General features: G+C 62.6%; 26 protein-coding genes and 1 pseudogene. 17 read left to right on the top strand and 10 right to left on the bottom strand.

Annotated features, from left to right (window positions below; genetic code table 11):
- From H0485_RS16950 to H0485_RS16935, 4 genes are all read left to right on the top strand, one after another.
- Window positions 1-1,109, top strand: a 1,109-nt coding sequence (locus tag H0485_RS16950; RefSeq protein ID WP_226937125.1) for a DUF932 domain-containing protein, incomplete at its 5' end; no start/stop codon positions are given.
- A 144-nt stretch (window positions 1,110-1,253) separates the two neighbouring features.
- On the top strand, window positions 1,254-1,454 hold the full coding sequence (locus H0485_RS16945) for a hypothetical protein (protein WP_226937124.1): 201 nt from the start codon (window positions 1,254-1,256) through the stop codon (window positions 1,452-1,454).
- A complete protein-coding gene (locus H0485_RS16940) occupies window positions 1,447-1,887 on the top strand; it encodes a JAB domain-containing protein (protein WP_041528428.1) in 441 nt (146 codons plus the stop codon). Before H0485_RS16945 ends, H0485_RS16940 begins: the two co-directional genes overlap by 8 nt.
- 94 nt (window positions 1,888-1,981) lie before the next feature.
- Complete coding sequence (locus tag H0485_RS16935) at window positions 1,982-2,506, top strand: ClbS/DfsB family four-helix bundle protein (protein ID WP_279639320.1); 525 nt, start codon at window positions 1,982-1,984, stop codon at window positions 2,504-2,506.
- Between the two features lie 70 nt (window positions 2,507-2,576).
- On the opposite strand, the gene H0485_RS16930 is transcribed toward H0485_RS16935, so the two are convergent.
- The 4 genes from H0485_RS16930 to H0485_RS16915 all read right to left on the bottom strand — a co-directional run bounded on the left by H0485_RS16930 (window position 2,577) and on the right by H0485_RS16915 (window position 4,389).
- The gene (locus H0485_RS16930) at window positions 2,577-2,855 is read right to left on the bottom strand and encodes an HU family DNA-binding protein (protein ID WP_020952657.1); all 279 of its coding nucleotides are present in this window, start codon (window positions 2,853-2,855) and stop codon (window positions 2,577-2,579) included.
- A gap of 82 nt (window positions 2,856-2,937) precedes the next feature.
- A complete protein-coding gene (locus H0485_RS16925) occupies window positions 2,938-3,459 on the bottom strand; it encodes a hypothetical protein (RefSeq protein ID WP_226937123.1) in 522 nt (173 codons plus the stop codon).
- 131 nt (window positions 3,460-3,590) lie between these two features.
- Window positions 3,591-3,869, bottom strand: a complete 279-nt coding sequence (locus tag H0485_RS16920; RefSeq protein ID WP_020952655.1) for a hypothetical protein — start codon at window positions 3,867-3,869, stop codon at window positions 3,591-3,593.
- Between the two features lie 70 nt (window positions 3,870-3,939).
- Window positions 3,940-4,389, bottom strand: coding sequence for a universal stress protein (locus tag H0485_RS16915; protein ID WP_155046323.1), 450 nt, complete (start codon window positions 4,387-4,389; stop codon window positions 3,940-3,942).
- A gap of 243 nt (window positions 4,390-4,632) precedes the next feature.
- On the opposite strand from H0485_RS16915, the gene H0485_RS16910 reads away from it, so the two are divergent.
- The 3 genes from H0485_RS16910 to H0485_RS16900 all read left to right on the top strand — a co-directional run bounded on the left by H0485_RS16910 (window position 4,633) and on the right by H0485_RS16900 (window position 8,156).
- Entirely contained in the window at window positions 4,633-6,792 is a 2,160-nt protein-coding gene (locus H0485_RS16910) for a ParB/RepB/Spo0J family partition protein (RefSeq protein WP_226937122.1), read from the top strand.
- A gap of 91 nt (window positions 6,793-6,883) precedes the next feature.
- A complete protein-coding gene (locus H0485_RS16905) occupies window positions 6,884-7,198 on the top strand; it encodes a hypothetical protein (protein WP_226937121.1) in 315 nt (104 codons plus the stop codon).
- Between the two features lie 634 nt (window positions 7,199-7,832).
- Window positions 7,833-8,156, top strand: a complete 324-nt coding sequence (locus H0485_RS16900; RefSeq protein ID WP_124088753.1) for a DUF736 domain-containing protein — start codon at window positions 7,833-7,835, stop codon at window positions 8,154-8,156.
- Between the two features lie 50 nt (window positions 8,157-8,206).
- Here the strand turns inward: H0485_RS16900 and H0485_RS16895 are convergent, their stop codons facing one another.
- The 3 genes from H0485_RS16895 to H0485_RS16885 all read right to left on the bottom strand — a co-directional run bounded on the left by H0485_RS16895 (window position 8,207) and on the right by H0485_RS16885 (window position 10,677).
- Window positions 8,207-9,532, bottom strand: coding sequence for a type II toxin-antitoxin system HipA family toxin (locus tag H0485_RS16895; RefSeq protein WP_226937120.1), 1,326 nt, complete (start codon window positions 9,530-9,532; stop codon window positions 8,207-8,209).
- Window positions 9,519-9,851, bottom strand: a complete 333-nt coding sequence (locus H0485_RS16890; RefSeq protein WP_226937119.1) for a helix-turn-helix transcriptional regulator — start codon at window positions 9,849-9,851, stop codon at window positions 9,519-9,521. The genes H0485_RS16895 and H0485_RS16890 overlap by 14 nt, the downstream gene beginning before the upstream one ends.
- 217 nt (window positions 9,852-10,068) lie before the next feature.
- Window positions 10,069-10,677, bottom strand: a complete 609-nt coding sequence (locus H0485_RS16885) for a DUF6088 family protein (protein ID WP_226937118.1) — start codon at window positions 10,675-10,677, stop codon at window positions 10,069-10,071.
- Window positions 10,678-11,247: 570 nt separating this feature from the next.
- Here H0485_RS16885 and H0485_RS16880 point away from each other — a divergent pair.
- The 7 genes and pseudogenes from H0485_RS16880 to H0485_RS21680 all read left to right on the top strand — a co-directional run bounded on the left by H0485_RS16880 (window position 11,248) and on the right by H0485_RS21680 (window position 14,888).
- A complete protein-coding gene (locus tag H0485_RS16880) occupies window positions 11,248-11,412 on the top strand; it encodes a hypothetical protein (protein ID WP_226937117.1) in 165 nt (54 codons plus the stop codon).
- A 219-nt stretch (window positions 11,413-11,631) separates the two neighbouring features.
- Window positions 11,632-12,117, top strand: coding sequence for a DUF6878 family protein (locus H0485_RS16875; protein ID WP_226937116.1), 486 nt, complete (start codon window positions 11,632-11,634; stop codon window positions 12,115-12,117).
- Window positions 12,118-12,128: 11 nt separating this feature from the next.
- A pseudogene (locus tag H0485_RS16870) lies at window positions 12,129-12,488 on the top strand (DUF6915 family protein); the annotation flags it as partial.
- A 283-nt stretch (window positions 12,489-12,771) separates the two neighbouring features.
- Window positions 12,772-13,209 carry a hypothetical protein gene (locus tag H0485_RS16865; protein ID WP_226937115.1) on the top strand — a complete coding sequence of 146 codons (438 nt, stop codon included), beginning with the start codon at window positions 12,772-12,774 and terminating at the stop codon, window positions 13,207-13,209.
- The gene (locus H0485_RS16860) at window positions 13,206-14,063 is read left to right on the top strand and encodes a DUF7007 domain-containing protein (protein ID WP_226937114.1); all 858 of its coding nucleotides are present in this window, start codon (window positions 13,206-13,208) and stop codon (window positions 14,061-14,063) included. The genes H0485_RS16865 and H0485_RS16860 overlap by 4 nt, the downstream gene beginning before the upstream one ends.
- Before the next feature lie 127 nt (window positions 14,064-14,190).
- Window positions 14,191-14,754 (top strand): hypothetical protein, encoded by a 564-nt coding sequence (locus H0485_RS16855; protein WP_226937113.1) that lies wholly within the window; start codon window positions 14,191-14,193, stop codon window positions 14,752-14,754.
- Window positions 14,754-14,888, top strand: coding sequence for a hypothetical protein (locus H0485_RS21680; RefSeq protein WP_255613768.1), 135 nt, complete (start codon window positions 14,754-14,756; stop codon window positions 14,886-14,888). The genes H0485_RS16855 and H0485_RS21680 overlap by 1 nt, the downstream gene beginning before the upstream one ends.
- 112 nt (window positions 14,889-15,000) lie before the next feature.
- Here H0485_RS21680 and H0485_RS16850 read toward each other — a convergent pair whose 3' ends face one another.
- Window positions 15,001-16,980: a P-loop NTPase fold protein gene (locus H0485_RS16850; protein WP_226937112.1), complete on the bottom strand. Its 1,980-nt coding sequence runs from the start codon at window positions 16,978-16,980 to the stop codon at window positions 15,001-15,003.
- A 536-nt stretch (window positions 16,981-17,516) separates the two neighbouring features.
- On the opposite strand from H0485_RS16850, the gene H0485_RS16845 reads away from it, so the two are divergent.
- Window positions 17,517-21,854 (top strand): strawberry notch-like NTP hydrolase domain-containing protein, encoded by a 4,338-nt coding sequence (locus H0485_RS16845; RefSeq protein ID WP_226937111.1) that lies wholly within the window; start codon window positions 17,517-17,519, stop codon window positions 21,852-21,854.
- 1 nt (window position 21,855) lies between these two features.
- On the opposite strand, the gene H0485_RS16840 is transcribed toward H0485_RS16845, so the two are convergent.
- Both H0485_RS16840 and H0485_RS16835 read right to left on the bottom strand, forming a co-directional pair.
- The gene (locus tag H0485_RS16840) at window positions 21,856-22,077 is read right to left on the bottom strand and encodes a hypothetical protein (RefSeq protein ID WP_155046298.1); all 222 of its coding nucleotides are present in this window, start codon (window positions 22,075-22,077) and stop codon (window positions 21,856-21,858) included.
- Entirely contained in the window at window positions 22,064-22,348 is a 285-nt protein-coding gene (locus H0485_RS16835; protein ID WP_226937110.1) for a BrnT family toxin, read from the bottom strand. Before H0485_RS16835 ends, H0485_RS16840 begins: the two co-directional genes overlap by 14 nt.
- A gap of 56 nt (window positions 22,349-22,404) precedes the next feature.
- Here H0485_RS16835 and H0485_RS16830 point away from each other — a divergent pair, with 56 nt between their 5' ends.
- Window positions 22,405-23,448, top strand: coding sequence for a DUF7146 domain-containing protein (locus H0485_RS16830; protein WP_226937109.1), 1,044 nt, complete (start codon window positions 22,405-22,407; stop codon window positions 23,446-23,448).
- 317 nt (window positions 23,449-23,765) lie between these two features.
- The gene (locus tag H0485_RS16825; RefSeq protein ID WP_226937108.1) at window positions 23,766-24,692 is read left to right on the top strand and encodes a DUF2493 domain-containing protein; all 927 of its coding nucleotides are present in this window, start codon (window positions 23,766-23,768) and stop codon (window positions 24,690-24,692) included.
- The last annotated feature ends 15 nt before the right edge of the window (window positions 24,693-24,707 follow it).

Below are 24,707 nucleotides of genomic sequence, written 5' to 3'. Positions count from 1 at the left end.
TGTCGTCCGAATGGTTCAATCGGCCTGATGATGAGCGCTATCTCTCGCTCGATGACCTCTGGGCCTCGGTCAAGGCGCGCTCGGAGCGCAGCACGTCACGGATCGTCGAGACGGCAAAGATCCATGTTGAGGCCAGTCGCGACAATTCCGAACGGCTGCAGCTGATCCTGCCGAAGGCGGATGCACCGCTGGCACCGACCCATTGGGCCTTTGGTCAACTCGCCAGCCTGGTTGGAGCGCCGGCGTCGTATCTGCGCCAACTGCCGGCACCTCTGGCCGGGATCAATCTGCAGTATGGCCTCTCGGGTCACCGCGCCGAGCAGATCAAGACCTTCGAGACCGAAGACGGCAGGACCGAGCTGCGCGCGGTGACCGGCCCGGATTATGGCCGGATCTATGACCATGAGCTGGTCGAGGCTGTGCAACGCATCGCGGGCAATGGCACTGGGGATACCCGCTGGAAGGTGCCGGGTACTCTGGACTGGTCGACCGGGGTCTATAACCCGGACGTGGACATCACCCGCGACACGACCACGCTCTATGCCTCGGATCGCGATGTGTTCATCTTCCTTGTGGACGATCACAACCCGATCGAGGCGGGCAAGCTGCCCGATGGATCGCCGGATCTCTACTTCCGCGGCTTCTACTGTTGGAACTCGGAGGTCGGGGCCAAGACCCTTGGGATTGCCAGCTTCTACCTGCGTGCTGTGTGCCAGAACCGGAACATTTGGGGTCAGGAAGAATTCCAGGAGATCACCATCCGCCACTCGAAATACGCCGCCTCCCGCTTCGCGCATGAGGCTGCACCGGCGCTGACCCGCTTTGCCAATTCCTCGCCCTCGGGGTTCATCAACGGGATCAAGGCGGCCCGTCAGCAGATTGTGGCCCGGACCGACGAGGACCGGGAAACCTTCCTGCGCAAGCGCGGCTTCTCGAAGCTCGAGGCGGGCAAGATCATCGACAAGGTCCTGGTCGAGGAGGGGCACCCGGCCGAGAGCATCTTCGACTTTGTTCAGGGGATCACGCGTCTCGCGCGGGACAAGACCCAACAGGACACCCGGCTTGAGCTGGAGGGCAAGGCCAAGAAGCTGCTGGAGCGCGCGGGCTGACACCAGTCGCGCACCCATTCGTCCCATCATCACGCGGCAGCCCGGCTGCTGGTCCTCGGTTGCCGCGTCCCTTCCCATTCCCGGCCCAAGCGCTCGCGGCGTCATAGATGCGGGCAGTGGGCTACCCATTCCGGGAGACCCCTGATGCAAACCTTTGACGAAAAAGTGGATACCGCTAACTATGCCGCCTTCATGGCGCTCGGCCTTCCGGTTGCCACGAATATGGAGCTGGCGATCCGGCTCAACGACTTCATCACCCAAGAATTCCAATTCGTCGTGTCAGATGATGACGACAACGGGGGCGCAACGCTTGCCGGCGGGGCCGGAGGGCGGGCCGATGACTGAGCAGGAGCAAACCGTCATCCTTGAGGCGCGTGAGATTCTTGCGCGCTATTTCAACCAAAACCCGCTGCTGACCTCCTGGCAGGCTGTGCTGGACTATTGTGCCATCGCGGTACGGGGTGAGGTCGAGTGCTTTCATGTTCTCTACCTTGACCGAAAGAACCGGCTGATTTCCGATGTTCGGGTCTCGGTCGGCACCGTCGATCATGTGCCGGTCTATCCGCGCGAGGTTCTGAAATGTGCGCTTCTGATGAACGCATCGGCGCTGATCCTGGTCCACAATCACCCCAGTGGTGATCCCGAACCGTCTGATGCCGACCTGAAGATGACGAAGGAGATCCAGAAGGGCTGCAAAACGCTGGGTCTTACCCTGCATGACCACATCATCGTCGGGGCAGGGCGTGAGATCAGTCTGCGTGCTCGCGGTGATCTCTGAGCGACAGGTCGCCAAATACTCATCGGACACGGGTCTGGCTTGCCATCCTTCACTTGAAACGCCAGTCAGATACACCGTTAAGAATTGTAGCTGAATGACGGAGAAGAGCCGGATGGTGGTTCCAAGTACAAAAGCCGAGCTACTGGAGGCGATTGCGACGACATTTGATCGCCTCACCATCGATCTCGCGAGGGGTTCAACTGACCGTGCAAGGGAGGCATCACTCGCGGGGCACGCGGCGGGGACAATGATGAGCCCAGCCGATTTGGTAGCTTATCTGATCGGGTGGAACGATTTGGTGCTCAAGTGGCTGGATCGTGACGACCGGGGCGAGCCGGTCGATTTTCCCGAGGCCGGGTTCAAATGGAATGAACTCGGTCTGCTGGCCCAGAAGTTCTACCGGGATCATGAGGCTTTGGATTGGGTCAGTCTGTTGGCACGCCTGACCGAGGCCAAGACCCGGCTGGTAAACACGATTTCCGCACGGTCCGACGCCGAACTCTACGGCGGGCCCTGGTATGGGAAATGGACGAAGGGCCGGATGATCCAGTTCAATACGTCTTCTCCCTACGCCAATGCGCGAGTCCGGATTCGGAAGTGGCTCAAGGAGAAGGGCTGAGAGCGATATAGCTCTCTGCTGCAAGGGGAAACCTGTCCATGCAGCAGAGGCGCCTGGTCTGCCTGTGGCCTCACGCCTTCAGCGCGTCTTTCACGGCCTTGGCAGGCGTAAAGGCCAGCTTCTTTGAGGCAGCAATGGTCACGGTTGCGCCGGTGGCCGGGTTGCGGCCTTCGCGTTCGGCGGTTTCCTTGACCTTGAACTTGCCGAAGCCCGGGATAGAGGTTTCTTCACCGGCAATGGCGGCGTCGGTCACGGCTTTGAAGACCGCCTCGACAGCGGATTTGGCCTGAGCCTTGGTCAGGCCATTCTCTTCCGCGACTTTGGCGGCGATATCGTTGATCGTGGTCATAGGGGTCGCTCCTGTTAGATCCCGATGACCATGTCAGCTTTGGTGCGCGACCGGAATCGTCAATTTTTGGTCGCGCGGCCGTTCAAGCCGTTTCCTGCTTCTTTACTGCTGGCGGGGCTTCGGCGTGCACTGCCGCAGACGGTGCGTATTCACGCATGCAGCCTATGGTCTGCTGGCATGCCTCATCTGAGGCTTGCAGCGGGGTGCTCGCCAGTTGCCGGAGTGCGCCGATAGCCGCCTCCTTCGATATCGGCTTTCCTGCCCCGAGGGCGATTGTTCCGATCGGCTCGTTCGTCTGCATGAACATTTCCAACCAGGGGCCGACATAGTCCGTGCCATTGCCGAGCGGTGAAGCCGCCGTTGGCTCCAGTTCATAGACCATCACGCATTCATCGCTCTTACCGTCTACGGTCGCCTGATAGCTGCCGAATGGGCGGCGCTCCAACATCCAGGACAGCGCGATCATCGGTGCGTTTTCCAGCGCCGCCGCCAGATCTTCGGCTCTGTCGATCTGCTGCGGCAGCAGATTGGTGTCGAGGCACCGCCATTGGCTGGTGGTGCCGGAATAATATGCAAGCAGATAGCGCATTGTCAGCATGCCCATATGTTCTTGTTGTCGCTGGCATCTTCGCCCGACCAGGAAGTAGGGAGCGCGTCTTCTGCTCGCAAGGATTTGCGGTGGGCCTTGGGCGGGATGCCGCCCAGGGGTATGTCGTCTTGCCTGCACGTACGGCATTAACGCCGTGACAGCAGCCTGCCGAGCCAGCTGCTTTTGCCGTTGGCATTGCGCAGCTTCGACCGGGGCGACCTGGCAAGAACTTCGCGCCCCGCATCGGTCAGTTGGTAACGCTTTGCGCTTATGACCCTGAAGAGCCCGCGATCCGTCAGGCGCTCGGCGATCTGCTCTGTCTCCGGATCCGCGTCAGAACCGATCAGGGACAGGATATTTTCTGGCAGACCCTCAGCGTCGCGCAGAAGATCGAGCCATGAAGATGGCAGTTCATCGTCCGACAACGCACGGCTCCGGGGATGGTGGCGTGTCGGGCATCAGGTCATCTCGCAGCGCAGGCATATCAACTCGCCCTCAGCGGACGACCAGCACCGGCACCGGGCTGTGGGCCAGCACTTCGGCGGTCTGGCTGCCGAGCAACAGACGACCAAGGCCACGCCGGCCGTGCGAGGACATGCAGATCAGGCTACAATCCCGCGCTTTCGCCGTCTCGACAATCGCCTCGGCAGGTTGTGCATTGGGGATATGCAGAACCTCGGCGACTACACCGATCTTGTCCGCAGCTTCCTTCGCAGTTCTCAGGATGCCATCGGCCAGTTCCTTCTGGCTTTCCTCGAACCCGCCGCTGACCTCGATGGGTGCAACCCATGCCCCGCCCGCGGCGGCCGCATAGATCGGGAAGGCTTCCGTCACGGTGACGATGGTCACCTTCGCGCCGAGGGTCTTGGCCAGCGTCAAGCCGTGGTCGAGGCCCTTGGTGGCGGTTTCCGATCCATCGGTGGAAATCAGGATGTGATGATACATGATCATTCCTTTTTGGCTGGCAGGGAAGATCTGGCGCATGGCGGGATCGTGTTATTGTTGCACAGGCTTGCCCCCTGGCCAAGGAAATCCGTTCCAGATCAATGCCCGAGATGGCCTGGGCCTTTGGCCGTTCGACCGTTTCCTTGCCGCCGGTCAGGAGAGGGAGAGGGGGGAGGGGTTTTCCATGACGGGTTGGTAGCCGGAGAGAGGGTCTCCCCGGCGCCCGTCCTCGGAGTATCTGACATGGCCACTGCCGTTCAGAAGATCACCCTGTCGTCCTCGCGCGACATCCCCTTCAACAAGCTGGTGCTGAGCCAGTCCAACGTCCGGCGCGTCAAGGCCGGCGTTTCGGTCGATGAACTGGCCGAGTCCATCGCGCGCCGCGGGCTGATCCAGTCGCTGCATGTCCGCCCGGTTCTGGGCGAGGATGGTACCGAGACCGGCATGTTCGAGGTGCCCGCCGGCGGTCGCCGCTTCCGGGCGCTGGAGGTGCTGGTGAAGCAGAAGCGCCTCGCCAAAACCGCCCCGGTCCCCTGTATCGTGTCCGACGCAACCGACGACGTGCTGATCGACGAGGTGTCGCTGGCCGAGAATATCGAGCGCGCACCGCTGCATCCGGTCGACCAGTTCCGCGCCTTCCAGGCCATGCGCGAGAAGGGCATGACCGAGGAGGCCATTGCGGCCGCCTTCTTCGTTGATGCCAAGGTGGTGAAACAGCGCTTGCGGCTGGTCTCGGTCGCGCCCGCGCTGCTCGAGATCTATGCCGAGGACGGAATGACGCTGGAGCAGCTGATGGCCTTCACCATCTCTTCGGACCATGAGCGCCAGGTTCAGGTCTGGGAGGCGGTGAAGGACAGCTGGTCGAAGGAACCCTACAACATCCGCCGCCTGCTGACCGAGACCACGGTGCGGGCCTCCGACAAGCGCGTCACCTTTGTCGGCATCGAGGCCTATGAGGCGGCGGGCGGCTATGTGCTGCGCGACCTCTTCCAGCAGGACGATGGCGGCTGGCTGCAGGATCCGGTGCTGCTCGACCGGCTGGTGAACGAGAAGCTGAAGGCCGAGGCCGAGATCATCGCCGCCGAGGGCTGGAAATGGATCGAGGTCGCGGTCAGCTTCCCCTACAGCCACGTCTATGGCATGCGGCAGTTGATCGGCACCACGGTCGATCTGACCGAGGATGAGCGCGCCACCCGCGAGGCGCTGCGAGACGAATACGACCGGCTTGAGGCCGAGTATGCGCAAGCGGAAGAATACCCCGATGAGGTCGATGCCCGGCTGGGCGAGATCGAGAAGACCCTCGGCGCCTTCGAGATGCGGTCGATGATCTACGAACCTGCGCAGATGGCGCGGGCAGGGGTCTTTGTCAGCCTCGATGTCGACGGCACGCTGCTGATCGAGCGTGGTTATGTCCGGGCCGAGGATGAAGCACCGCTGGAACCTGAGCCCGAGATCGTCGATCCCGAGACCGGCGAGGTTCTGCAGCGCGCCGAGCAAGAAACCAGCCATCAGCGTGCTGTGATCACGCTTGGGGGCGAGCCGGCGACTTCGCCCGAAGAGGAGGAAGACGAAGGAGAGGCGATCAAGCCGCTGCCGGAACGCCTGGTGATCGAACTGACCGCGCACCGGACCCTCGCGCTGCGCGATGCTGTCGCCAACAACCCGCGCATCGCGATGACGGCGCTGCTGCACCGCTTGGTGCTCGACTGCTTTGGCATCCGCAGTGCGGGCAATGCGCTGCAGGCCCGTATCAACGAAGTGCATCTGTCGGTGCAGGCTCCGGATCTTGGCGACTCGATCCCGGCGCAGGCCATCGACGAGCGGCATGCGGCATGGCGAGCGGATATCCCGCTCGATGACGGCGATGACCGGCTCTGGGACTGGCTGCACGCTCTCGACGAGGCCAGCCGACAGGCTCTGCTGGCACATTGCCTGAGCTTCGGGGTCAACGCGCTCTATGAGCGTCCGAACCCCTACAGCGGCAATGGCATCAGCCAGCATGGCCTGGATCGCCGCATGCAGGAGGCAGATCGTCTCGCGCGCATGACGGGTCTCGACCTGGTCGAGACGGGCTGGAAGCCGACGGTCGCCAATTACTTCGGCCGCGTGACCAAGGCGCGTATCCTGGATGCCGTGCGGGAAGGTGTTGGCGAGCAGGCGGTGGAACTGATCGTCCATCTGAAGAAGGGCGAGATGGCGACCGAAGCCGAACGGCTGCTGGCAGGCAGTGGCTGGCTGCCGGAGCCTCTGCGGATGGACGATCAGGATGCCATCGCAGATGCGGCCGATGCGGGCAGCGCAGAAGCGGAAACCTTGCCTGACTTCCTCACGGGCGACGGCGAGGACGATGAGCCCACCGATGACGAGGAGCACGCGCCGACGCAAAGCATCGCTGCCGAATGATCTGCACGCAGGGCGGCTCCGGTCGCTCTGCACTTCTCAATCCAGCCTGCCCGGTCCTCGTGACCGGGCTTTTCTTTTGGAGCACGTCCCCATGTCGCGTTCGATCAATATCGACACCATCTTCGCCGAAGATCGCAGTAACCCTCCTACCGAGCGGTGCTTGCCCTGGGAGGAGACCCGCGATGGCCTTGCTGTCGTAGTGGAACCGAAGCCTCACTGGGCGGACGATTTGCGGGTATTCCGGCTCGATCAGCGGGAGTACTGCCACTATGCAGACTGGCTGGCTGACGGTTTTCGTGCCCGATTTTATGGTCACATAGACACTTGTGGCGCGGACCTGCTGTTGCAAGCCCGAACGATGCTTGCGTGCGAAATCGCCGAGGGGCTGTGGGATGAGGTGGCTTGAAACGGTCACCCCGGCCGTTTGACCGGGCCGTTTTGGTTGGCATTTTCCCCAGGGTCGTCATGAGCGCACAGGGATCAGTCTTTCCCTCTTTCCGGCCTCTTCGACCGTGGGTTCTGCGGATCAGTGGCCCGCTCTGATCGCGCTTTCTGCCCTGTCCCTCTTCCCTGTCGAGCACTTGGGCGGCAGGTGCCGATCAGGTGGCCCGCCCAGTATCCGGTCTGATGCGGTGCGGTGCCCGTGGCTGCAGGTCAGGGGGAAGGGCGCGCACTGACATGTTCGTGGCCTGGGTGATCATCGCCGGTGGTTGCCTGTCGGGTCTTCCTGCCGGTTCCTTCAGGATCGCCGCTGTCTCCTGTCTCTCTGGAGGTGACGGGACCGCTCGCATGCGTCCTCTGTGATGGGCTGATCTGGCCGAAGATCAGCGCGGAAGCCGCGCTTCGACGTCTCGGCGCAACAGCGTCGTTGAACTTTCTTCCCCTGCCGGCGGTGCCGTCATTCCTCGCGGAAGACAAGAAAGCCCTGCCTGTGCTGTCAGGGTCCCGGACGGGACTGCGCCGGCCGTCGTCCCCGGCCTCTAGATCGCCATCGAGGCCGCAATGGAGCGGGCCCGAACACGAGAGAATGGAGACAGACAATGGCGACCATCGGCACCTTCAAGAAGACCGGCAACGAATACACCGGCGAAATCGTCACCCTGAGCGTGCAGGCCAAGGGCGTGCGCATCGTCCCCGACCTGCGGGCCACGGGCGAGAACGCACCCTCGCACCGGATCCTGGTGGGCCGTGCGGAAATCGGCGCCGCCTGGTCGAAGCGCTCGAACGAGGGGCGGGACTATCTGGGCCTGAAGCTGGACGATCCGAGCTTTGCGCACCCGATCTACGCCAACCTCTTCGACGACGAAGACGGCGAGGGCTCGAGCCTGATCTGGTCGCGCCCCAACAGCCGCCGGGGGGAATAATTCCCCCGCCCAGGGCCCCGGTCGAAAGGCCGGGGCCTTCATGCATCCTCTCAGACTGCCGCGTCTGCGATCAGAGCGCTTCGCGCGGCCTCATATGCATCCACCAGCGCTGGCTGCCCCTGCAACCCCTCAAGTGCGAAGCTGTTGAGAAACTGGCGCCCGGCGAACAGCCTGCGGTCCACCGGGGTAAGCGCAGCCTCATCGCAGGCCGCTTGCCAGCCCGCTGCAATGGCTTCGATCTTGCGCTCGATTAGGGCCACGGCGTCGCTTTCCTTCAGGTGGAAGTCCGGGGCCGCGGCAAGACAGGTGGCAAGCGTGCTGGCACGCGCCTCACCCTTGACCAACATCGCTTGCGAGGCTTCGCTGCCCGTGCGCCCCTGTGGGCAGATGTCATAGGCCGGGGTCAGTGTCAGCTGTCGGCCATCCCAGAAGGCCGCATGGTTGCGGGCGTGATCGTCGGTATTGCCGCAAAGGATGTTGAACGCGATCCGCCCGTAAAGCTCGTGCAGTGTTGCCCTGGGTTCCGAGAAACGATGGCGGATCAATTCCGCCAGATCCTCATAAGAGGCGTAGCGGGCCATCATTTCGTCAAGCCCCAGCATGGTCAGGGCCGAGACCATCGCATGCCGGGTCCAGCCAGTGTCCGTATGTGTGCGGTCAAAGCGTTCGACCAGCAGCACGTCCTTGTGCGCGGCCCGGGTCATCTCGACCGTCGCGACGTTCAGTCCGGCGGCGCGGGCCAGCCGCATGGCGATGAACTCGGCCTTGACCACGCTATAGGTGTCGTTGCCGGCGGAAAACTTGGCAATGAATTTGCGGCCGCCGTCATTGATCATGGCCTTGGGGCGCGCGCCGCCAATGGATGTGCCGTGGTTGAGGGCCTGATCCAGCGCAGGCGGCAGCGGCACACCCTTCTCGATCAGGTTTGCTGCTTCCTGCAATTCGGCCAGCGAGGCCTCTGTCGCCAGGCGCGGGACATATTCTGTGGCCGAGGCCTGGAAATCGAGCGCGCCAATACGGTCGGATCCCGATTGCAGCAGAAAGGTGAGCTCGCTCAGGTCCGGGACATCGGGCGCATCGGGTTTCTTGCCGGTCAGCCGATTGATGATAACGCGGCGTCCCCAGGCGTCCGGCGATCCGTCCCGGATGCAGCTGGCCATGCCCAAGCCGGGTGCGGGTTCGATTGTTCCCTCGCGCAGGGGTAGCTCGGGTTCGTAAAGCGGAACCGCGCGGATATTGCGCCGATAGCTGGCACCATAGGTATAGGTCAGCCGGGTGCCGTCCTGGTCAAGCCGCCCCGCCACGACAGGCTCTGTTGCGCCTGGCAACCAGACCCAGACAAACGCGCCTTTGGGCGTGGTGTCAGAAGTCATCATCAACCTCGCGGGCTTTGTGCCTTACGCTTTTGGGCAGCAAGGCGAGTTTTTCTGCGAGATGCGCGTTGTGCATCTGCAAGCTGCCCGCGTCCTGCCCAAAAAGTGGCACCCCGGCGAGAGCGGCGACCTCGAACACGATGCCAACCTCAGGCCCGGCCGCGCCCTTCTCGATATTGGACAGGGTGGTGCGGCTGATGCCTGCGCGGTCGGCCAGGTCCTGTGCGGTCAGGCCACGCTCGAGCCGGCCGATGCGGATCATCCTGCCCAGCAGGACGAGCGCTTCGCGGGTTACACGGGAATAGCTTCGTTCGCGCTTCATGACCTATGCCGTGCTCATTATGTTGAACGCAGGATCAGCTCGCGTCCATAATTATGTGCATGATGTATGGGCGCGCGCGCGCTGTCAACCGAAGGCCATAAAAATGGACGAAAGGAATCAATATGTTCAGAATTCTGGACTAAATATCATGAATCAGGCTGCATCGCAGGCAAGTGGAAGGGGCGCGGCATGGTCCGCGGCCGACAGGCGGGCAACCTTATCCAAGCGCGGCTCCCGCGCCGGACCCTGAAGGTTTTGGGTCGGCAATCGAGAGCAGGGTTGCCCGCATCCACGCGGGCGCCTGCGTTGCGCTCCTGGCGAGAACCTTTTTGTCACTGACCGAGAGGTGACGGCTGGCCGCGTGCATCACGTCAGAGGCCCGTGCAGCACCTACATGGCGCAGGGCCTGAACGACCGTTCCGGCCGGGCTGCCGGGGGCAATCAGATGCTTGGGCGAGGTATGGCGAAGATCGATCACCCGCTTCCCCAGAACAACACGGCGCGAAGGCCCATCCGTCAGCCAACGGCTCTGCGCCGCGACCTGCGTCGAGAGTCCGAGCGCATTGGCAGCCTGTGGGCCGTCAATCTGCAGGTTTGATCCTGTTTCGCGAGCAAGGGCTTTGGCCACATCGTCGGGGGAAGGACTAAGGGCACCGAACTTTGGATGGGTTTTGGGGAAGTCATAAAGGCCGCGGGCGAGACGCCGGAGGTCTCCGGCCCTGGTCAGCCGAGACAGCGCCTGGTCCACCGCGCCACGGGCCGCCACGTCCAGAAAGTCGCTGGGCGTAAAGACGCTGCCGCGTCCACTTGCGCGGACATGCTTCATGATCCTATCGGGAACAGAGGCAGATACAGTCTTCATATGTCAGAAATTAGGCTATGTTTTTCTTCCAATCAAGTGTGCGACGTAACGCGCCCTGAATCTTGTTCAGACTGAGATTGTCGCGGTTGCGGACGGGGGTGGCGAGCGGGTGTGCTCGGCTAGGTGCAAAGGGGCCGGGCTCGGCACTTGCGCCCAGTGCCAGGGGGCTATCAGGCATCCGTTGGAAGCCACCCTATTCATCGTCGGCGCGGCGCAAATCTGTGATCTGGCCTGAAAAACGTCGACACCCTTGATCAGCGAAGCGCGAGGGCCTGCGGCAGCGGAGGCATCCCGTCATGGGATCAGGCCCCTGTCAGAGCCAATGCCCCATCCCCGCTTCCATTCGCAAACCTTGGTCCGATCCGTCTCTTTGAAATCAACCCGTAAAGGGTCGGCTTTACGCTTTGCGTGCCGCCCTCGGGGATTCGGGCAAAAGGCCCGAACGCCCGAGGGTGATTGCAGATCCGGTCAGACACTTCGGGCGCCTGTCGAGCGGGGGATGGTCCCTCGTCTCCAAAGACAGGAGCCAGTCCCATGTCCAGGAAAGATGCCACCGCATACGCTGCCAGCCTCGCCGCTACGCTGATGGTCTCGATCGTCGTGTTTCAGGCCGGCGATGGCAGCCATGCCGCCATGCCCGCCGATGAATATGATGGCGATGAGACGCTCATCGCCCTCGAGATCGACCCCTGGCAGTGAGGCGCGCAAGCGCCTCACCCCTTCGGGCGGCCTGCGCGGAGGGCCGCACCGTCCACCGGGGTCGCGCGATCACCCGCCTTGTGGCGCGCGCCGCGCGGCGGAGCCGGGATGAACCCCGGCGCGGGAGAGGCCGAGGAGGGATCCAGGAAGGGTGAGCCTTCCGGTCCCAGAGAGAGCGCTGGTCGGCTTCGCCTGTCCTTTGCTCTCAGGAGACATCCCATGACCCACGATATCGCAGCCACCCCGGAAGTCAGCCTGGCGGCCGCCATGGCGCAGTTTGATGCCTCGCGCCTGGCGCATCAGACGCTCAGCATGACCGCAATGGCGCAGAACAAGGAGACCCTGTTCGCGGCCATGCGCGCAGCCGGGATCACCGAGATCATCGTCACCTTCGACGGCGCTGGCGACAGCGGGCAGGTCGAAAACATCGACGCCCGCCATGGTGATGCTGTGGTGCCGATGCCAGACACGGCAATCACGCTAGCGCAGGTCAGCTGGGGCATCAGCGAGATTTCGACCAGCAGCATGTCGCTCTCGGAGGCCGTCGAGACCCTGGCCTATGACCTCCTCTCGGACAGCCATGGTGGCTGGGAGAACTGCGACGGCGCGTTCGGCGCGTTCCATTTCGACGCCGAGGCCGAGACGATCCTGCTCGACTACAACGAGCGGTTCACCTCGTCCGAGCAATTCAGCCACAGCTTCTGAGGGCGGGGAACATGGCACATCCCTATCATCATGCCCTGTCCTCGGTGAAGAAATGGGGCGGCACAGTGGACGACTACATCGACCTGCATTCCTGGTTCGATGCCTCGAAACTTATCCTTGCGGACTTCCGGCATCGCGCTTTGCGCCACCATGCCGAGGGCATCTTCCTCATGGAAACCGTGTTCGGCAAGACGCTGACCCTCTCCTCCGGCCGGGTGATCCCGACCCGTTGGGTGGGCGAGCAACATGTCCGCGAGGATCTCGGCCATATCCCGAGCTTCGCAGACTGGGCGCGAGCGATCCGTCCAGAGCCGTGGATGGGGCGCACGCCGAAGGTCGAGGCCGAGGTTGAGCCGTTGCCTGCAGACCCGACGGCGCCTCCCGATCCATTCTATCCCCTTCTCAACCTGACAACTGATGCCGCAGGGTTCACAGTCCTGCGTGCCGCTGCCCGCGCCTTCCATCCCACCATCCGCAAGGATCCCGGTCTCAGGCTCGCCCGGCGGCGGTTCTATCGCCAGATGCTGGCCGCCCATGCCGCTGCAGTGCCGCAAGGTTCTCCCACATCCCCGGGCAGCTGACCCTTTCCTTCAGCCCAATTCCGACCAGACCCGGCCTCGCGCCGGGCTTTCCATTTTTGACAAGGAGCCTGTCATGGCCGACTACTTCACCCACTTTTCCTGCCTGCTTGATGCGGGATCGCCCGAGAATGCCGCCAAGGCGCTTGCGCTGTTCCACCGCCTGTGCGCTGAAGAGGCGGATGCCGCTGAGCCTGCATTCAACGGCTTTGATCTCATCCAGCAGGACGGACCGGGCGGCTCGCAGCTTTGGATCCATGATGATGATCAGGGCGATGTCGAGGGCATCATCAACTTCGTGCTGCGCCTAGCCGAAGAGCTGAACCTTTCCGGCCTCTGGGGCTTCGACTTCGCTCACACCTGCTCTCGCCCCAGGGTCGAGGCTTTCGGTGGCGGGGCGCATGTCATCGATCTCGGGGCCCGCAAGAGCCTCGGCTGGATCAGTACGCATGAATGGCTGACCGCCGCTCTGAATGGCGAGGACATCGACGCCGTGGAGACGGTCGCAGGATGAACACCACGGTTCCGATCATACCCGCCTCTCCCTCCCGGTTTCTGCCCGTCGTCGAGTTTGGTCGCAGCGCTGATGACCTGCTGGTCGCGCGCGTTGGCGACACCGCCTTTGCGATGGTGCCGACCTGGGCGGGACGGCATTTCCTGGCGACGGGCTGGCGGCTTTCTCGCCCGCTCGACACTTGGCGGCGCGATGACTTCTATGGTCATTCCGGTGATGTGGCTGACGAGGCCGCTTTCCGGGCGCTAGTTGCGGAGAACGCAGAACACCAGCGTGAGCGTGCTGCACTCGGGCGACGTGAGGTTGGCTCGCGGGTCCATACACCATGGGGCGCGTCGCAGGGCGCGACGATCTATGGTGAAGGTGTGCTCTGCCACACCACGGCCGGGCATGGGGGGTTCGAGCTTGCACCAGAGCAGAACGACCGCGTGCATCTGCTGCTGCGATCCTCCTCCGGCTTCTACGAGGAGGACGCCGAATGGGCAGCGGTTGCGCAGGCCCTGCCGGGTCTCTTCACTGGCTATGAACGCCGTCTGGCCGATGAGACGCTGCGCAATCACTGGCCCGACGCCTGGGAGGCCATACATGGCCGCTCCCTTCAGCCGGGCGAATCCCGAGCGCGGGATCGCCAGATCTTCGAGCACCAGCACGCCGCCCACTGGATCGTGATCTCGGCGGTCAGTTCCAATCGCCTTCCCGGCTTCGTGGAAACCATGGCTACGCCGGGCGGGCAGCGTGGCCCGGGCGTCGAGCGCCGCCGCTTCCTCGTCCCGTCGTCCGAGTATGAACCCGGTCTGTTCGGGTTCATGATCGATCCCACGCGGCATCGAGATCTGACCAATGGCGATGACTGACTGTCGGTTCCGTTGATCTCGGCCGCGCGCGCCTTGTGCGCGGCCGGGAGGAAGAGGTGGGGCGCGGTAAAGCGACGGGTCATGAGGTGGGAGAGAGGCTTCCGCTGCCCGTCGTGGAGACACCGCGATGACCTATTCTGGTTCAACTGAAGGGTTTCGATCCGCCGGGCGGGTGCTGATCAGCCAGGCCCTTGCGCAGCTTCAATTGGCGCAGCGCTATCCTCTGACCGCCAGCTGTTCCGGCGAGGCGCGCTATCTCGATCCCGCGCTCGAGCAGTGGGCCTTCGAGCGCAGCGTCGATCTCGGCACCTGTGACAGCCTTGTGGATGCGATGATGCTGGTGTCAACGCGCCTTGGAAGCGGCGACATTGCCTGTGGCGATGATCCCGCGCTCGGCTTCACGCCGCAGCTGATCGCGGTGGTTGATGCCGCTCAGGGGCTCGTGATGGCTGGCGAGGTTTCGAATGGTGGCGTGACTTGGGTTCAGCCCGTCGCAAGCGATGCTGAAGCGCGGGCGGTGGTCACCCTGGCCTGCAGGCAACGCACGGAGGCGCAGCATCTCGCCGATTTTGGCAAGCATGCCGAAGCCAACCGTCTGCGCAGGCAGGCGGCCGCGACCGAGGGGCGCCTGGTCGATCCGTTCTGGCGCGATGCTGCACAGCTGGCGCTTCTCCAGCGGAGGGCCGCGTGATGCCTTCGATCATCGAGATCACGGTCTATCGCTTTTACGAGCGGCCGGAGGCCGCCGACAATAAAGCCGCCAGCCTCGCGGGCAGATTTTCTGCTTCGTATGTTCGTAACCTCGCCTCCATCGAGTTCGATTAGATCGCGTAAAGGGCGGGAAGCGGTCGCTCGCTGCGTTGGCAGCTATACCATTCTAAACCATAGGAAACTGACACAGGTGGTCGCGAGATGATTGGATCATTTGTTCTGGATCTTATTTGTGACTGACCCGCTTTCGCGTCATCCAGCTTAGGTCGGCCGAGTTGCCGTTTAAGAATTCTTCGAACTGCCGTAGTTCCCACCTCTCAATTATTGACGAGTTGATGTGGTCAATCAGATCCCCAACCTGAACATTTCTCGGCTTGCTTTTTGAAATTGAAATCCGATGCATCAGTTCAACTTGCACCTGACGCCACCACGGTCCTTCGGAATCCAAAAGTTCAGGGCGGTACTCATATCGGTCCTTCATGCTACCGACGACGAGCCGCTCGTCGTTGCGCGATAGACTGAACCAAGTATCGACAAAGGTCGGCACATCAATGGTCGCTAGTATCGGTATAGCCAAGTAGCGTTGCTCAGATGCGTGGTTGATGACGGTGAGGTTTCCGAAGAAACGTATCCAGTCATCAGCAAGGTATTCTATAAGTTGCTTGCCGGCATCTTTCGCCAGCCAAGCTTGGTGCCATGCGGCCATCTTCTGGAGGAGGTAATGCAACACCTCTTTAAATTCAGCATCCTCACGTCCGATGAAGCCAAGTCCATCATAAGCCTCCAGATGGCGACTAAAACCATCCCTCACACTGCGACAACGCTCATCCGTTAAGTTTGGAATGAACTGACCGTCAATGTAAGCTTTCATCTGTGCAACTATATCAGGAGCGGACTGCGCTATCAGCTGATGACTTGCCAACATAAGAGATATACTAACCACATGGAGGAACTCTCCGACTTCGACATAGTTACCGTCTCTGAGATTCGATTGCATGTCTTCGACATCAGACCAGAACTCATGCTCTGAATTGTCAGAAAAATCCCAGCTATGTAGGTGCCACAACCTCCTCCAAGATGGCCACGAAGCGACACCAGCGACCTCATCTGACTGGGCTAGTTCCGCATTCAATCGATCTGCATCGACGACCCCGGAAGATAGAATCGAAATCCATTGCTGGACAGTTATGACTGTCCTGATCCCGTTGTGCTGTTCGTATTTGATAAAAACACGTTTTTTGGGGGTGGGTTCCTTGTCTTTGTCGAGTGAGAACTCATATACATACCGAACCTCATCTTTGCCTATGTCATTCCTGCCCAACAGGTCCGAGGGTGTCAGATTGGCTGTCTCATCAGACAGGTCGAGCTTGAACTCAATGAAAAATATGAAGAACTGAGTGATAAGATTTTGAATCAATTTGTCGTTCTGACGGTACTCCTCGTTTATTCTTTCAAGAATTGAAGCCAACTGCCAAACGAACTGCCGTAAGGCTCTAAGGTTGTGAAATCCCGACATCTCGTAAAGCTTGAGGATATCACTTTGGTAGCGCAACAGAAGTTCACCGACTCCAGACTGTTCGATCTCTGCCACGAATGAAGCCAATGCGCTGTCGGGGTCGCTTTCCAAAAGGAAGGAATTCCCGACGACCTTCTCCTTGAAGGCCGTAAAGTTGCCATCATGCAAATCGTCGGTGTTCGCGCATAGAATTACGCGGGCATCACCATGCTCTACAAATCGGTTTACGACTCCCAATAACTCTGACATTGGGATCTGGCAGCGTTCCAAGTCATCAAGAACCAACAACGCACGATCCATGTTCTTAGCTGATTTTTCGAGTTGTGAAGTAGCTGCATCTACGACCTTGTTTAGGTTTGCCGTACCTCCCAATATACCACCTGAACCTAGGGTGAGTGCCCCACTGAAGATTGACCCTGCTAGCCCCGCCCCTTTGTGGAGCGTCTTGGTGACTGTACTTGCGCTTGCGTAGAAAAGACTGGTTTCAAGAGATCGGATGTCGGCGATGCCAAAAACCGAAAGGTAGATCGGTTTGCGGTCTGTGAAGGTATCATCTTCCAGAAGACTCGTTACGAAGTGCGTCTTTCCGCAGCCCCAACGGCCTTCGATTAGCACTGCGAAATGGGGCTTTGATTTGGTGTTTGCCCAGTTCTTGATAAATTTCTTTACCTCGGCCCTGTCGACGCTCATCCTGAATTGCTCGCCATTAGATTAAGTGACCTACTTATGGCAGACGCTGGCGACCAAGTCGATCACCGTCAACGTGATGCCGACCTGTCACGCCTTATCAATATCGTTGGCGCGACGAATGACTGGTTCGGTAATGCTACGTTGCAGCGAAGCCTGCCCTGATGAATGGCCGGAATGGGCCGCCTCTTACGTCGCGCGTTCGTTAAGAAATGCCATGTTGCGGGGTACTTCAGCGGCGGTGAAGCGCCCGGTGCTATAAGATGGTCCAACTGAAGCATTGAGCGGATTATGGCGTCTCCCGGCATAGCCGGGACCGGGCTCAGGTCCTCGCGGACGGAAGCCAGCATCGCCGTCTTCCCCCTTTCGGGCATAGATCCCTGACGCAGGGCCCGCTTAAGGTGGGGCGCGCCGAGGCTACGGGTCTGTCCGGTTCAACGTGAGAGGTCGAGAGGGGGCCGGAACGGGCAGGTTCCGGGTGGTTGAGAGAGAGCGCTGTCCGGTGCCGTCCCGCGTCTGCTCTCCCGAGGATCTCCCCGATGAACGACCTGTCCCCCGCGACCGCGGCGCAAGCGCCGGTCGCGCCCTCTCCTATTCTACCCGCCCCCTGCATTCTCGCTGCGGCTGAGGCGCTTCTTCCGCATCTCGAATGCGGCCAGCGCATCGACAGCACGATGCTGCGCGGTGCCATGGAAACCGCATTCGGCGCATCTGATGCCTCCGGCCTCTGGGGTTGGAAAGACGCCTACGAGGCCTGCGAAGTCGCCACGATTCTGTTCCTGCGCAAATTCGGCCGCGCGTTGTTCCGCAAGGCGGCGGCGCCCGAGGCGCGCCTCGCGGCGCTGACGAAGATCGCGGGCCTGCTGCCGAGCCATACAAGGCGCTCTGAGGAGAGCCAGGCTATGCAGCAGTTCAGCACGCCTCTTCCGCTCGGGATTGCGGCGGTTAGCGCTGCGGCGATCACGCCTGCGGATGTCGTGCTCGAGCCTTCGGCCGGCACCGGGCTGATGGCAATCCTTGCCGACATCGCTGGCGGCAGCCTCGCGCTCAACGAACTGGCCGAGACCCGCGCGGATCTATTGACTTCCCTCTTTCCGGCCCTGCCTGTCACCCGGTTCGACGCCGCGCAGATCCACGACCATCTCGACGCCGGGGTCGTGCCCTCGGTGGTGTTGATGAACCCGCCGTTCTCGGCGCTGGCCAATGTCACCACCCGCGTGGCCGACGCCGCTTTTCGCCATATCGCTTCCGCTCTGGCGCGGCTCGCCCCTGGTGGGCGGCTCGTCACCATCACCGGTGCCGGGTTTGGCCCCGAAGTACCGGCCTGGCGCGATGCCTTCATCCGCCTGCAAGAGCATGGCCGCGTGGTCTTCACCGCCGCAGTTGATGGCGCGGTCTATGCAAAGCACGGCACCACTTTCGACACGCGGCTGACGGTGATCGACAAGATTCCGGCCGAGGATCCTTCCTCCTTCCCGGCTTCTTCTGGCATCGCCCATGACGTCGCGACCCTGCTCGGTTGGATCACAGCCCAGGTGCCGCCGCGCTGCGTGGTCGATCTGCCCCGGCCACCGGCACCGACAGCACCGGCCGCCGGCCGCACGGTGCGCTCCTATCTTGCTCGGGTCGGTGCAGCCCAGCCCGCTCGGCTTACGTTGAGCAGCCCCAACGCCGTCGAACTTGCCTATGAGGCGCTGGACTGGACACCGCCCGAGGCCGCGCGGCTCTCGGACGCGATCTATGAAGAATATGCGCTGCAGGCGATCCGGGTTCCCGGTGCGGCCCCGCATCCGACCAAACTCGTGCAATCCACTGCCATGGCGTCGGTCGCGCCGCCCCGTCCCTCCTATCGGCCACTTCTGCCCGCCGACATTTGCGCCCGTCTCTCAGACGCGCAACTCGAGACGGTGATCTATGCCGGCGAGGCGCATAGCGACCACCTCGCGGGTAGCTGGACGCTGGACGAGACCCTGGACACAGTCAGCGCCGCCGCACCGGATGCGGCTGGCGCTGTCCGCTTCCGGCGTGGTTTCATGCTTGGGGATGGTACGGGTGCCGGCAAGGGCCGGCAATCGGCGGGGATCATTCTCGACAACTGGCTGCGCGGGCGCCGCAAGGCGCTCTGGATCTCCAAGTCCGACAAGCTGATCGAGGATGCGCAGCGCGACTGGTCGGCGCTCGGGCAGGAGAAGCTGCTGATCACGCCGCTTTCCCGCTTCGCGCAAGGCAAGGCGATCACTCTGTCGGAAGGCATCCTCTTCACCACCTATGCCACGCTGCGCTCGGATGATCGGGGCGAGAAGGTCTCGCGTGTCCGACAGATCGTGGACTGGCTGGGGTCGGATTTCGACGGAGTGATCATCTTCGATGAGAGCCACGCGATGCAGAACGCCGCCGGCGGCAAAGGTGAACGCGGCGATGTCGCGGCATCGCAGCAGGGGAGGGCGGGCCTGCGCCTGCAGCACGCATTGCCTGACGCACGCGTGGTCTATGTCTCAGCCACCGGGGCGACGACGGTGCACAACCTCGCTTACGCGCAGCGCCTTGGCCTTTGGGGCGGAGAAGATTTCCCATTTGCCACCCGGGCCGAGTTCGTCGAGGCGATCGAGGCCGGCGGCGTGGCAGCGATGGAAGTCCTGGCGCGCGATCTGCGCTCGCTCGGCCTCTATACCGCGCGGTCGCTCTCCTACGATGGGGTCGAGTACGAGCTGATCGAACATCAGCTGACGGGGGAGCAGCGCCGGATCTACGATTCCTATGCAGGGGCCTTTGCGGTCATCCACAACAATCTCGACGCAGCGATGGAAGCCGCCAACATCACCGGCTCGGACGGCACATTGAACCGTCAGGCCAAATCGGCAGCGCGCTCGGCCTTCGAGAGCACCAAGCAGCGCTTCTTCGGCCATCTGCTCACCTCGATGAAGACGCCGACCCTGCTGCGCTCGATCACCGAGGATCTGGAAGCGGGTCATGCGGCCGTCATCCAGATCGTCTCGACTGGCGAGGCGCTGATGGAGCGGCGGCTGGCAGAGATCCCGACCGAGGAGTGGAATGATCTGAACACGGACCTGTCTCCGCGCGAATATGTCATGAGCTACCTGCAGCATTCCTTCCCGGTGCAGCTCTATGAGCCGTTCAGCGATGGCGAGGGCAATGTCAGCTCGCGGCCGGTGTTCCGCGATGGTGAGCCCGTCGAGAGCCGCGAGGCGGTCTCCCGGCGGGACGCCATGATCGAGCATCTGGCGGGCCTGCCGCCGGTGCCGGGGGCGCTCGATCAGATCATCCAGCATTTTGGCACCGACATGGTGGCTGAGGTAACGGGACGCTCGCGCCGGATTATCCGCAAGGGCGAAGGCCCGGCGGCGCGGCTGGCGGTCGAGAGCCGCGCGCCCTCGGCCAATCTCGCCGAGACCCAGGCCTTCATGGATGACGGCAAGCGCATCCTCGTTTTCTCGGACGCAGGCGGCACGGGCCGTAGCTATCACGCCGAACTCTCGGCGCGGAACCAGCGTCTGCGGGTGCATTATCTGCTGGAGCCGGGCTGGAAGGCGGACACCGCCATCCAGGGCCTTGGGCGCACCAATCGCACGAACCAAGCGCAGCCGCCTCTCTTCCGGCCGATTGCCACGGATGTGAAGGCCGAGAAGCGTTTCCTCAGCACAATCGCGCGCCGCCTCGATACGCTCGGAGCGATCACACGCGGTCAGCGCCAGACCGGCGGGCAGGGGCTGTTCCGACCCGAGGACAATCTGGAAAGCCCCTACGCCCGCGCAGCCCTGCGCCAGCTTTATCTCTTGCTGGTACGCGGCAAGGTCGAGGGCTGCTCGCTGGAACGGTTTGAATCCGCCACCGGCCTGAAGCTGATGGACAGCAATGGCATCAAGGACGAACTGCCGCCGATCACCACCTTCCTCAATCGGCTGCTGGCGCTGACCATCGAATTACAGGGCATCCTCTTCACTGCTTTCGAGCAGCTGCTGGAGGCGAAGGTCGAGGGCGCGATGGCGGCCGGCATTTATGATCTGGGCCTCGAGACGCTGAAGGCCGAAAGCTTCACCGTAACCGACCGGCAGGTAATCTACTCCCATCCCGGCACCGGAGCTGAGACCCGGCTGCTGACCATCACCGAGCGACGGCGGAACACGCCCCTGCTGCTCGATGCCGCGCTCAACGAGTTGGACGATCCACGGGCCGTGCTGCTGGTCAACAGCCGCTCGGGGCGTGCGGCCGTGCAGGTGCCGACGACCTCGATCATGCTTGACGATGGCGAGATCGAGCGCCGTGTGCGCTTGATCCGGCCGATGGAAGCCTTCAGCATGTCCGTCAGGATGATGAGTGACACGCTTTGGGTTGAGACTGACAGAAAGACCTTCGCGGCCGCCTGGCGCGCGGAGGTTGCCGATGTGCCGGAATTCTCGGATGCCACGCTGCATGTGGTCTCGGGATTGCTTTTGCCGGTCTGGAAGCGCCTGCCGCAGGATGAGACCCGCGTCTATCGCCTGCAGACCGATGACGGCGAGCGGATCATCGGCCGCCGAGTATCGCCCGCCTGGGCCACGAACGCCACCACGAGCGGCTCGGCCAGCCTGACGCCGGAGCAGGCCTATGCGGCATTGCTCGACGGACGGACCGTCCTCGATCTTGCCGAGGGCCTGCAACTGCGCCGGTCACGCATAATGGGCGCGAACCGGATCGAACTGACCGGCTTTTCGGAAGCGATGCGGGAGCGGCTTCGGGCCTGGGGGCTCTTCAGCGAGATCATCTCCTGGAAACTGCGCTTCTTCGTGCCGGTGGGTGCGAATGGCACCGATATCCTCGCCAAGCTGCTGGCGGTCTATCCGATCAGCTGCATCACCGAGCGTGAGGCGGCACGATGACCTATCCCGCCAGCGCTTTCCGCAGCGCCTCAGTGACGAAGGCGCTCTTATTGCCGACATCGTTCAACTTCGCGGCGATATCGGCGTCGATCATCAGGTTCATGCGAACCTTCTTGTCGCCCGGCAGCAATGCCGGGCGACCACGCCGGGCTGTGGCGAAGAAGCTGTCACCGAGATCGCCGACCTCGCCATCGCTGTCGATCAGGGGTCTATCCTTGTTCATAGCGCTTCCTTTCCCTTGCGTTGGCTTTGCGCAGGCTGATCACCCGCAGCGCGTTGCCGCGGATACACCAGGCGACCACGCAAAGCCGGTCCTGGATCGGGACGAGGCTGACGAAACGGCGCTCGCCATATTCCTCGCGCAGATCCTCGGCGGTCAGGGCATCATCCCAACGCGCTGCGGCAACATCGGCAAAGTCGAGGCCCCGCTCCTGCAGGGTACGCGCGCGTTTGTCTTCGTCCCAGTTCAGATCCATGCGCTCAAGATAGGGCAACTTGCCTCGCGGTGCAATAAAGGTGTGTATGATTATTCTTGGCAGGAGGCGGCGTAATGGCTCGCATCGTTGCCGCCGATCTGTCGCAGCGTCTCGGCCAGCAGGCCGAGGCGGTGTGCCGGCACTACCTTTCAAATGGCCGCAAACAAGGCAACTATTGGCAGGTCGGCGATGTGCGCAATGAACCGGGGCGGTCGATGTTCGTCCGCCTCACCGGGCCAGCCTCGGGCAAGGGGGCAGCGGGCAAGTGGACTGACGGTCAGAGCGGGGAGCATGGCGATCTGCTCGATGTGATCCGCGAAACCCTTGGCCTCAGCGACTTCGCCGATGTGGCCGAGGAGGCCCGGCGGTTCCTCAGCCTGCCGCAGCTGGAACCGGCACCGGAGCCGAAGAGGCTCAGATCGGCACCGGCACCCTCCGGTTCACCTGACGCTGCAGAACGGCTCTGGCGCATGTCGAGGTCCATCCGGGGCACGCTGGCCGGCACCTATCTGCGCAAACGCGGCCTGACGGATCTGCGCGACACGGACAGCCTCCGCTTCCACCCTGACTGCTATTACCGTCCGGGGGGCGAGGGTCCAACCGAGACCTGGCCCGCGCTGATCGCCAGGATCACCGACCTCGAAGGCAAGCTCACCGGCGTCCACCGCACTTGGCTCACCCGCGATGGCAGCGGGAAAGCGCCTCTCGATCCTCCGCGCAAGGCGATGGGGGACCTGCTCGGCAACGCGGTCAGGTTCGGTCAGGCGCAGGATGTCATGGCGGCAGGGGAGGGCATCGAGACCGTGCTCTCGCTGCGCCAGATCTTACCAAAGATGCCGATGGTCGCGGCTCTCTCGGCGGGACATCTCGCAGCCATCCTGTTCCCGGCAACTCTGCGCAGGCTCTACATCATCCGCGACAATGATCCCGCCGGCGACAGTGCGCGGGACAGCCTGGTCGCCCGGGCACACGAGGCCGGGATCGAACCCATCACGCTCTCGCCCATGCTGGGAGATTTCAACGACGATCTCATGGGACCGGGGCGGGAGGCACTTCGGGCGCAGGTCCGGGGGCAACTCGCCCCCGAGGACGTCAGCCGCTTCATGACCCTTCGCTGATCCGCCGGAACTGGGGGAGGGTGATCGGGCGGGCGCGCTTCTGCCCGGGCAGACAGGGGAAGCAACCCCCTTCGGCAAGAGGACCGCGCCGAGGCCTTCTCAGAGGGCGAGCGGCCCACAAGCGCTCCGGCCCGGCAATGGCGGCGCCCGACTGATTTCCGTCGGCGGGGCAAGCCCCGCCTTTACATCGCGAAGCAAATCAGCCGGGCTTTGCCATCAAGGCCCGCGGGTGCGCGGGCTGCCCGGCCGGATCGCCCGTGGGCTTGTCGTCGCCAGAAGGCCGCGACGGTCGCGGTCCAAGCTGAAGGATGCATCCCATGTATGCCCAGGATCAATTCGAGCTCGATCACACCCTCTCCCCGACCGGCCATATCATCGAAGACATGCAGCTCTATGGCTACCGTCCCGCCGAGGGCGAGGCAGATCCCCGGCCCACCCCCGAAGACCAGGCCATCCAGACCGCGGTTTCCGACATCTTCGACGCCCTCATCTCCACCATGGCCGATACCAGCCTCGATTTCGACCTCGACGAAATCCTTTGGTCGACCGTCAACACTTTCCACCGCGCCGCAGAGCGGATCGAGCGCAAACTGGATGACAACGAGCAGGCGCAGAAACGCCTTCAGCGCGAGCAGGATGGCAGCGAAGTTAAATCCGTCCAGCTCGAGAGCCTGATCGGCATCGGCGGCAATCTGATCGAACGCCGCGAGAGCCTGGAACTCTTCCGCGAAACCGCCGCTGACATCTTCCTGCGCGTGACCGGCACACACTGGGCCCCGCGTTCGGGATCACGCACCAACCATCGCCATCTGACAGCCGCGATGATCGACAGCCGCGATTTCCTCGCCGCCAAAAAGATCGCGGAAACCGAGATGCTGGTGCCGCCGGGGCCGAAGGTTGCCTTCTCGGGTGGGGATACCACCGATCACCGCACGATTTGGGACCGTCTCGATCAGATCCACGCAAAGCATCCGGACATGGTCTTGATGCATGGTGGCAGCCCGAAGGGCGCCGAGCGCATCGCCGCCACCTGGGCCAGCAACCGCAAGGTGCCGCAGGTCGCCTTCAAGCCGGACTGGATCAAACACGCCAAGGCCGCGCCCTTCAAGCGCAATGACCAGATGCTCGACTGCCTGCCGATCGGCGTCATCATCTTCCCCGGCACCGGCATCCAGGAGAACCTCGCCGACAAGGCCCGCAAGATGGGCATCCCGGTTTACCGTATGGCGAAGGGTGGCGCGTAAGCGCCACCCCAACCT

The sequence above is a fragment of the Pseudogemmobacter faecipullorum genome (assembly GCF_020539525.1).
In the GTDB taxonomy this organism is placed as follows: Bacteria; Pseudomonadota; Alphaproteobacteria; order Rhodobacterales; family Rhodobacteraceae; genus Pseudogemmobacter; species Pseudogemmobacter faecipullorum.
This window is presented reverse-complemented; position numbering and strand designations above follow the sequence as displayed.

Coding starts and splice junctions, on each gene's coding strand:
- H0485_RS16945 (WP_226937124.1), top strand. CDS start 1,254: ATGCAAACCTTTGACGAAAAAGTGGATACCGCTAACTATGCCGCCTTC.
- H0485_RS16940 (WP_041528428.1), top strand. CDS start 1,447: ATGACTGAGCAGGAGCAAACCGTCATCCTTGAGGCGCGTGAGATTCTT.
- H0485_RS16935 (WP_279639320.1), top strand. CDS start 1,982: ATGACGGAGAAGAGCCGGATGGTGGTTCCAAGTACAAAAGCCGAGCTA.
- H0485_RS16930 (WP_020952657.1), bottom strand. CDS start 2,855: ATGACCACGATCAACGATATCGCCGCCAAAGTCGCGGAAGAGAATGGC.
- H0485_RS16925 (WP_226937123.1), bottom strand. CDS start 3,459: ATGGGCATGCTGACAATGCGCTATCTGCTTGCATATTATTCCGGCACC.
- H0485_RS16915 (WP_155046323.1), bottom strand. CDS start 4,389: ATGTATCATCACATCCTGATTTCCACCGATGGATCGGAAACCGCCACC.
- H0485_RS16910 (WP_226937122.1), top strand. CDS start 4,633: ATGGCCACTGCCGTTCAGAAGATCACCCTGTCGTCCTCGCGCGACATC.
- H0485_RS16905 (WP_226937121.1), top strand. CDS start 6,884: ATGTCGCGTTCGATCAATATCGACACCATCTTCGCCGAAGATCGCAGT.
- H0485_RS16900 (WP_124088753.1), top strand. CDS start 7,833: ATGGCGACCATCGGCACCTTCAAGAAGACCGGCAACGAATACACCGGC.
- H0485_RS16895 (WP_226937120.1), bottom strand. CDS start 9,532: ATGATGACTTCTGACACCACGCCCAAAGGCGCGTTTGTCTGGGTCTGG.
- H0485_RS16890 (WP_226937119.1), bottom strand. CDS start 9,851: ATGAAGCGCGAACGAAGCTATTCCCGTGTAACCCGCGAAGCGCTCGTC.
- H0485_RS16885 (WP_226937118.1), bottom strand. CDS start 10,677: ATGAAGCATGTCCGCGCAAGTGGACGCGGCAGCGTCTTTACGCCCAGC.
- H0485_RS16880 (WP_226937117.1), top strand. CDS start 11,248: ATGTCCAGGAAAGATGCCACCGCATACGCTGCCAGCCTCGCCGCTACG.
- H0485_RS16875 (WP_226937116.1), top strand. CDS start 11,632: ATGACCCACGATATCGCAGCCACCCCGGAAGTCAGCCTGGCGGCCGCC.
- H0485_RS16865 (WP_226937115.1), top strand. CDS start 12,772: ATGGCCGACTACTTCACCCACTTTTCCTGCCTGCTTGATGCGGGATCG.
- H0485_RS16860 (WP_226937114.1), top strand. CDS start 13,206: ATGAACACCACGGTTCCGATCATACCCGCCTCTCCCTCCCGGTTTCTG.
- H0485_RS16855 (WP_226937113.1), top strand. CDS start 14,191: ATGACCTATTCTGGTTCAACTGAAGGGTTTCGATCCGCCGGGCGGGTG.
- H0485_RS21680 (WP_255613768.1), top strand. CDS start 14,754: ATGCCTTCGATCATCGAGATCACGGTCTATCGCTTTTACGAGCGGCCG.
- H0485_RS16850 (WP_226937112.1), bottom strand. CDS start 16,980: ATGAGCGTCGACAGGGCCGAGGTAAAGAAATTTATCAAGAACTGGGCA.
- H0485_RS16845 (WP_226937111.1), top strand. CDS start 17,517: ATGAACGACCTGTCCCCCGCGACCGCGGCGCAAGCGCCGGTCGCGCCC.
- H0485_RS16840 (WP_155046298.1), bottom strand. CDS start 22,077: ATGAACAAGGATAGACCCCTGATCGACAGCGATGGCGAGGTCGGCGAT.
- H0485_RS16830 (WP_226937109.1), top strand. CDS start 22,405: ATGGCTCGCATCGTTGCCGCCGATCTGTCGCAGCGTCTCGGCCAGCAG.
- H0485_RS16825 (WP_226937108.1), top strand. CDS start 23,766: ATGTATGCCCAGGATCAATTCGAGCTCGATCACACCCTCTCCCCGACC.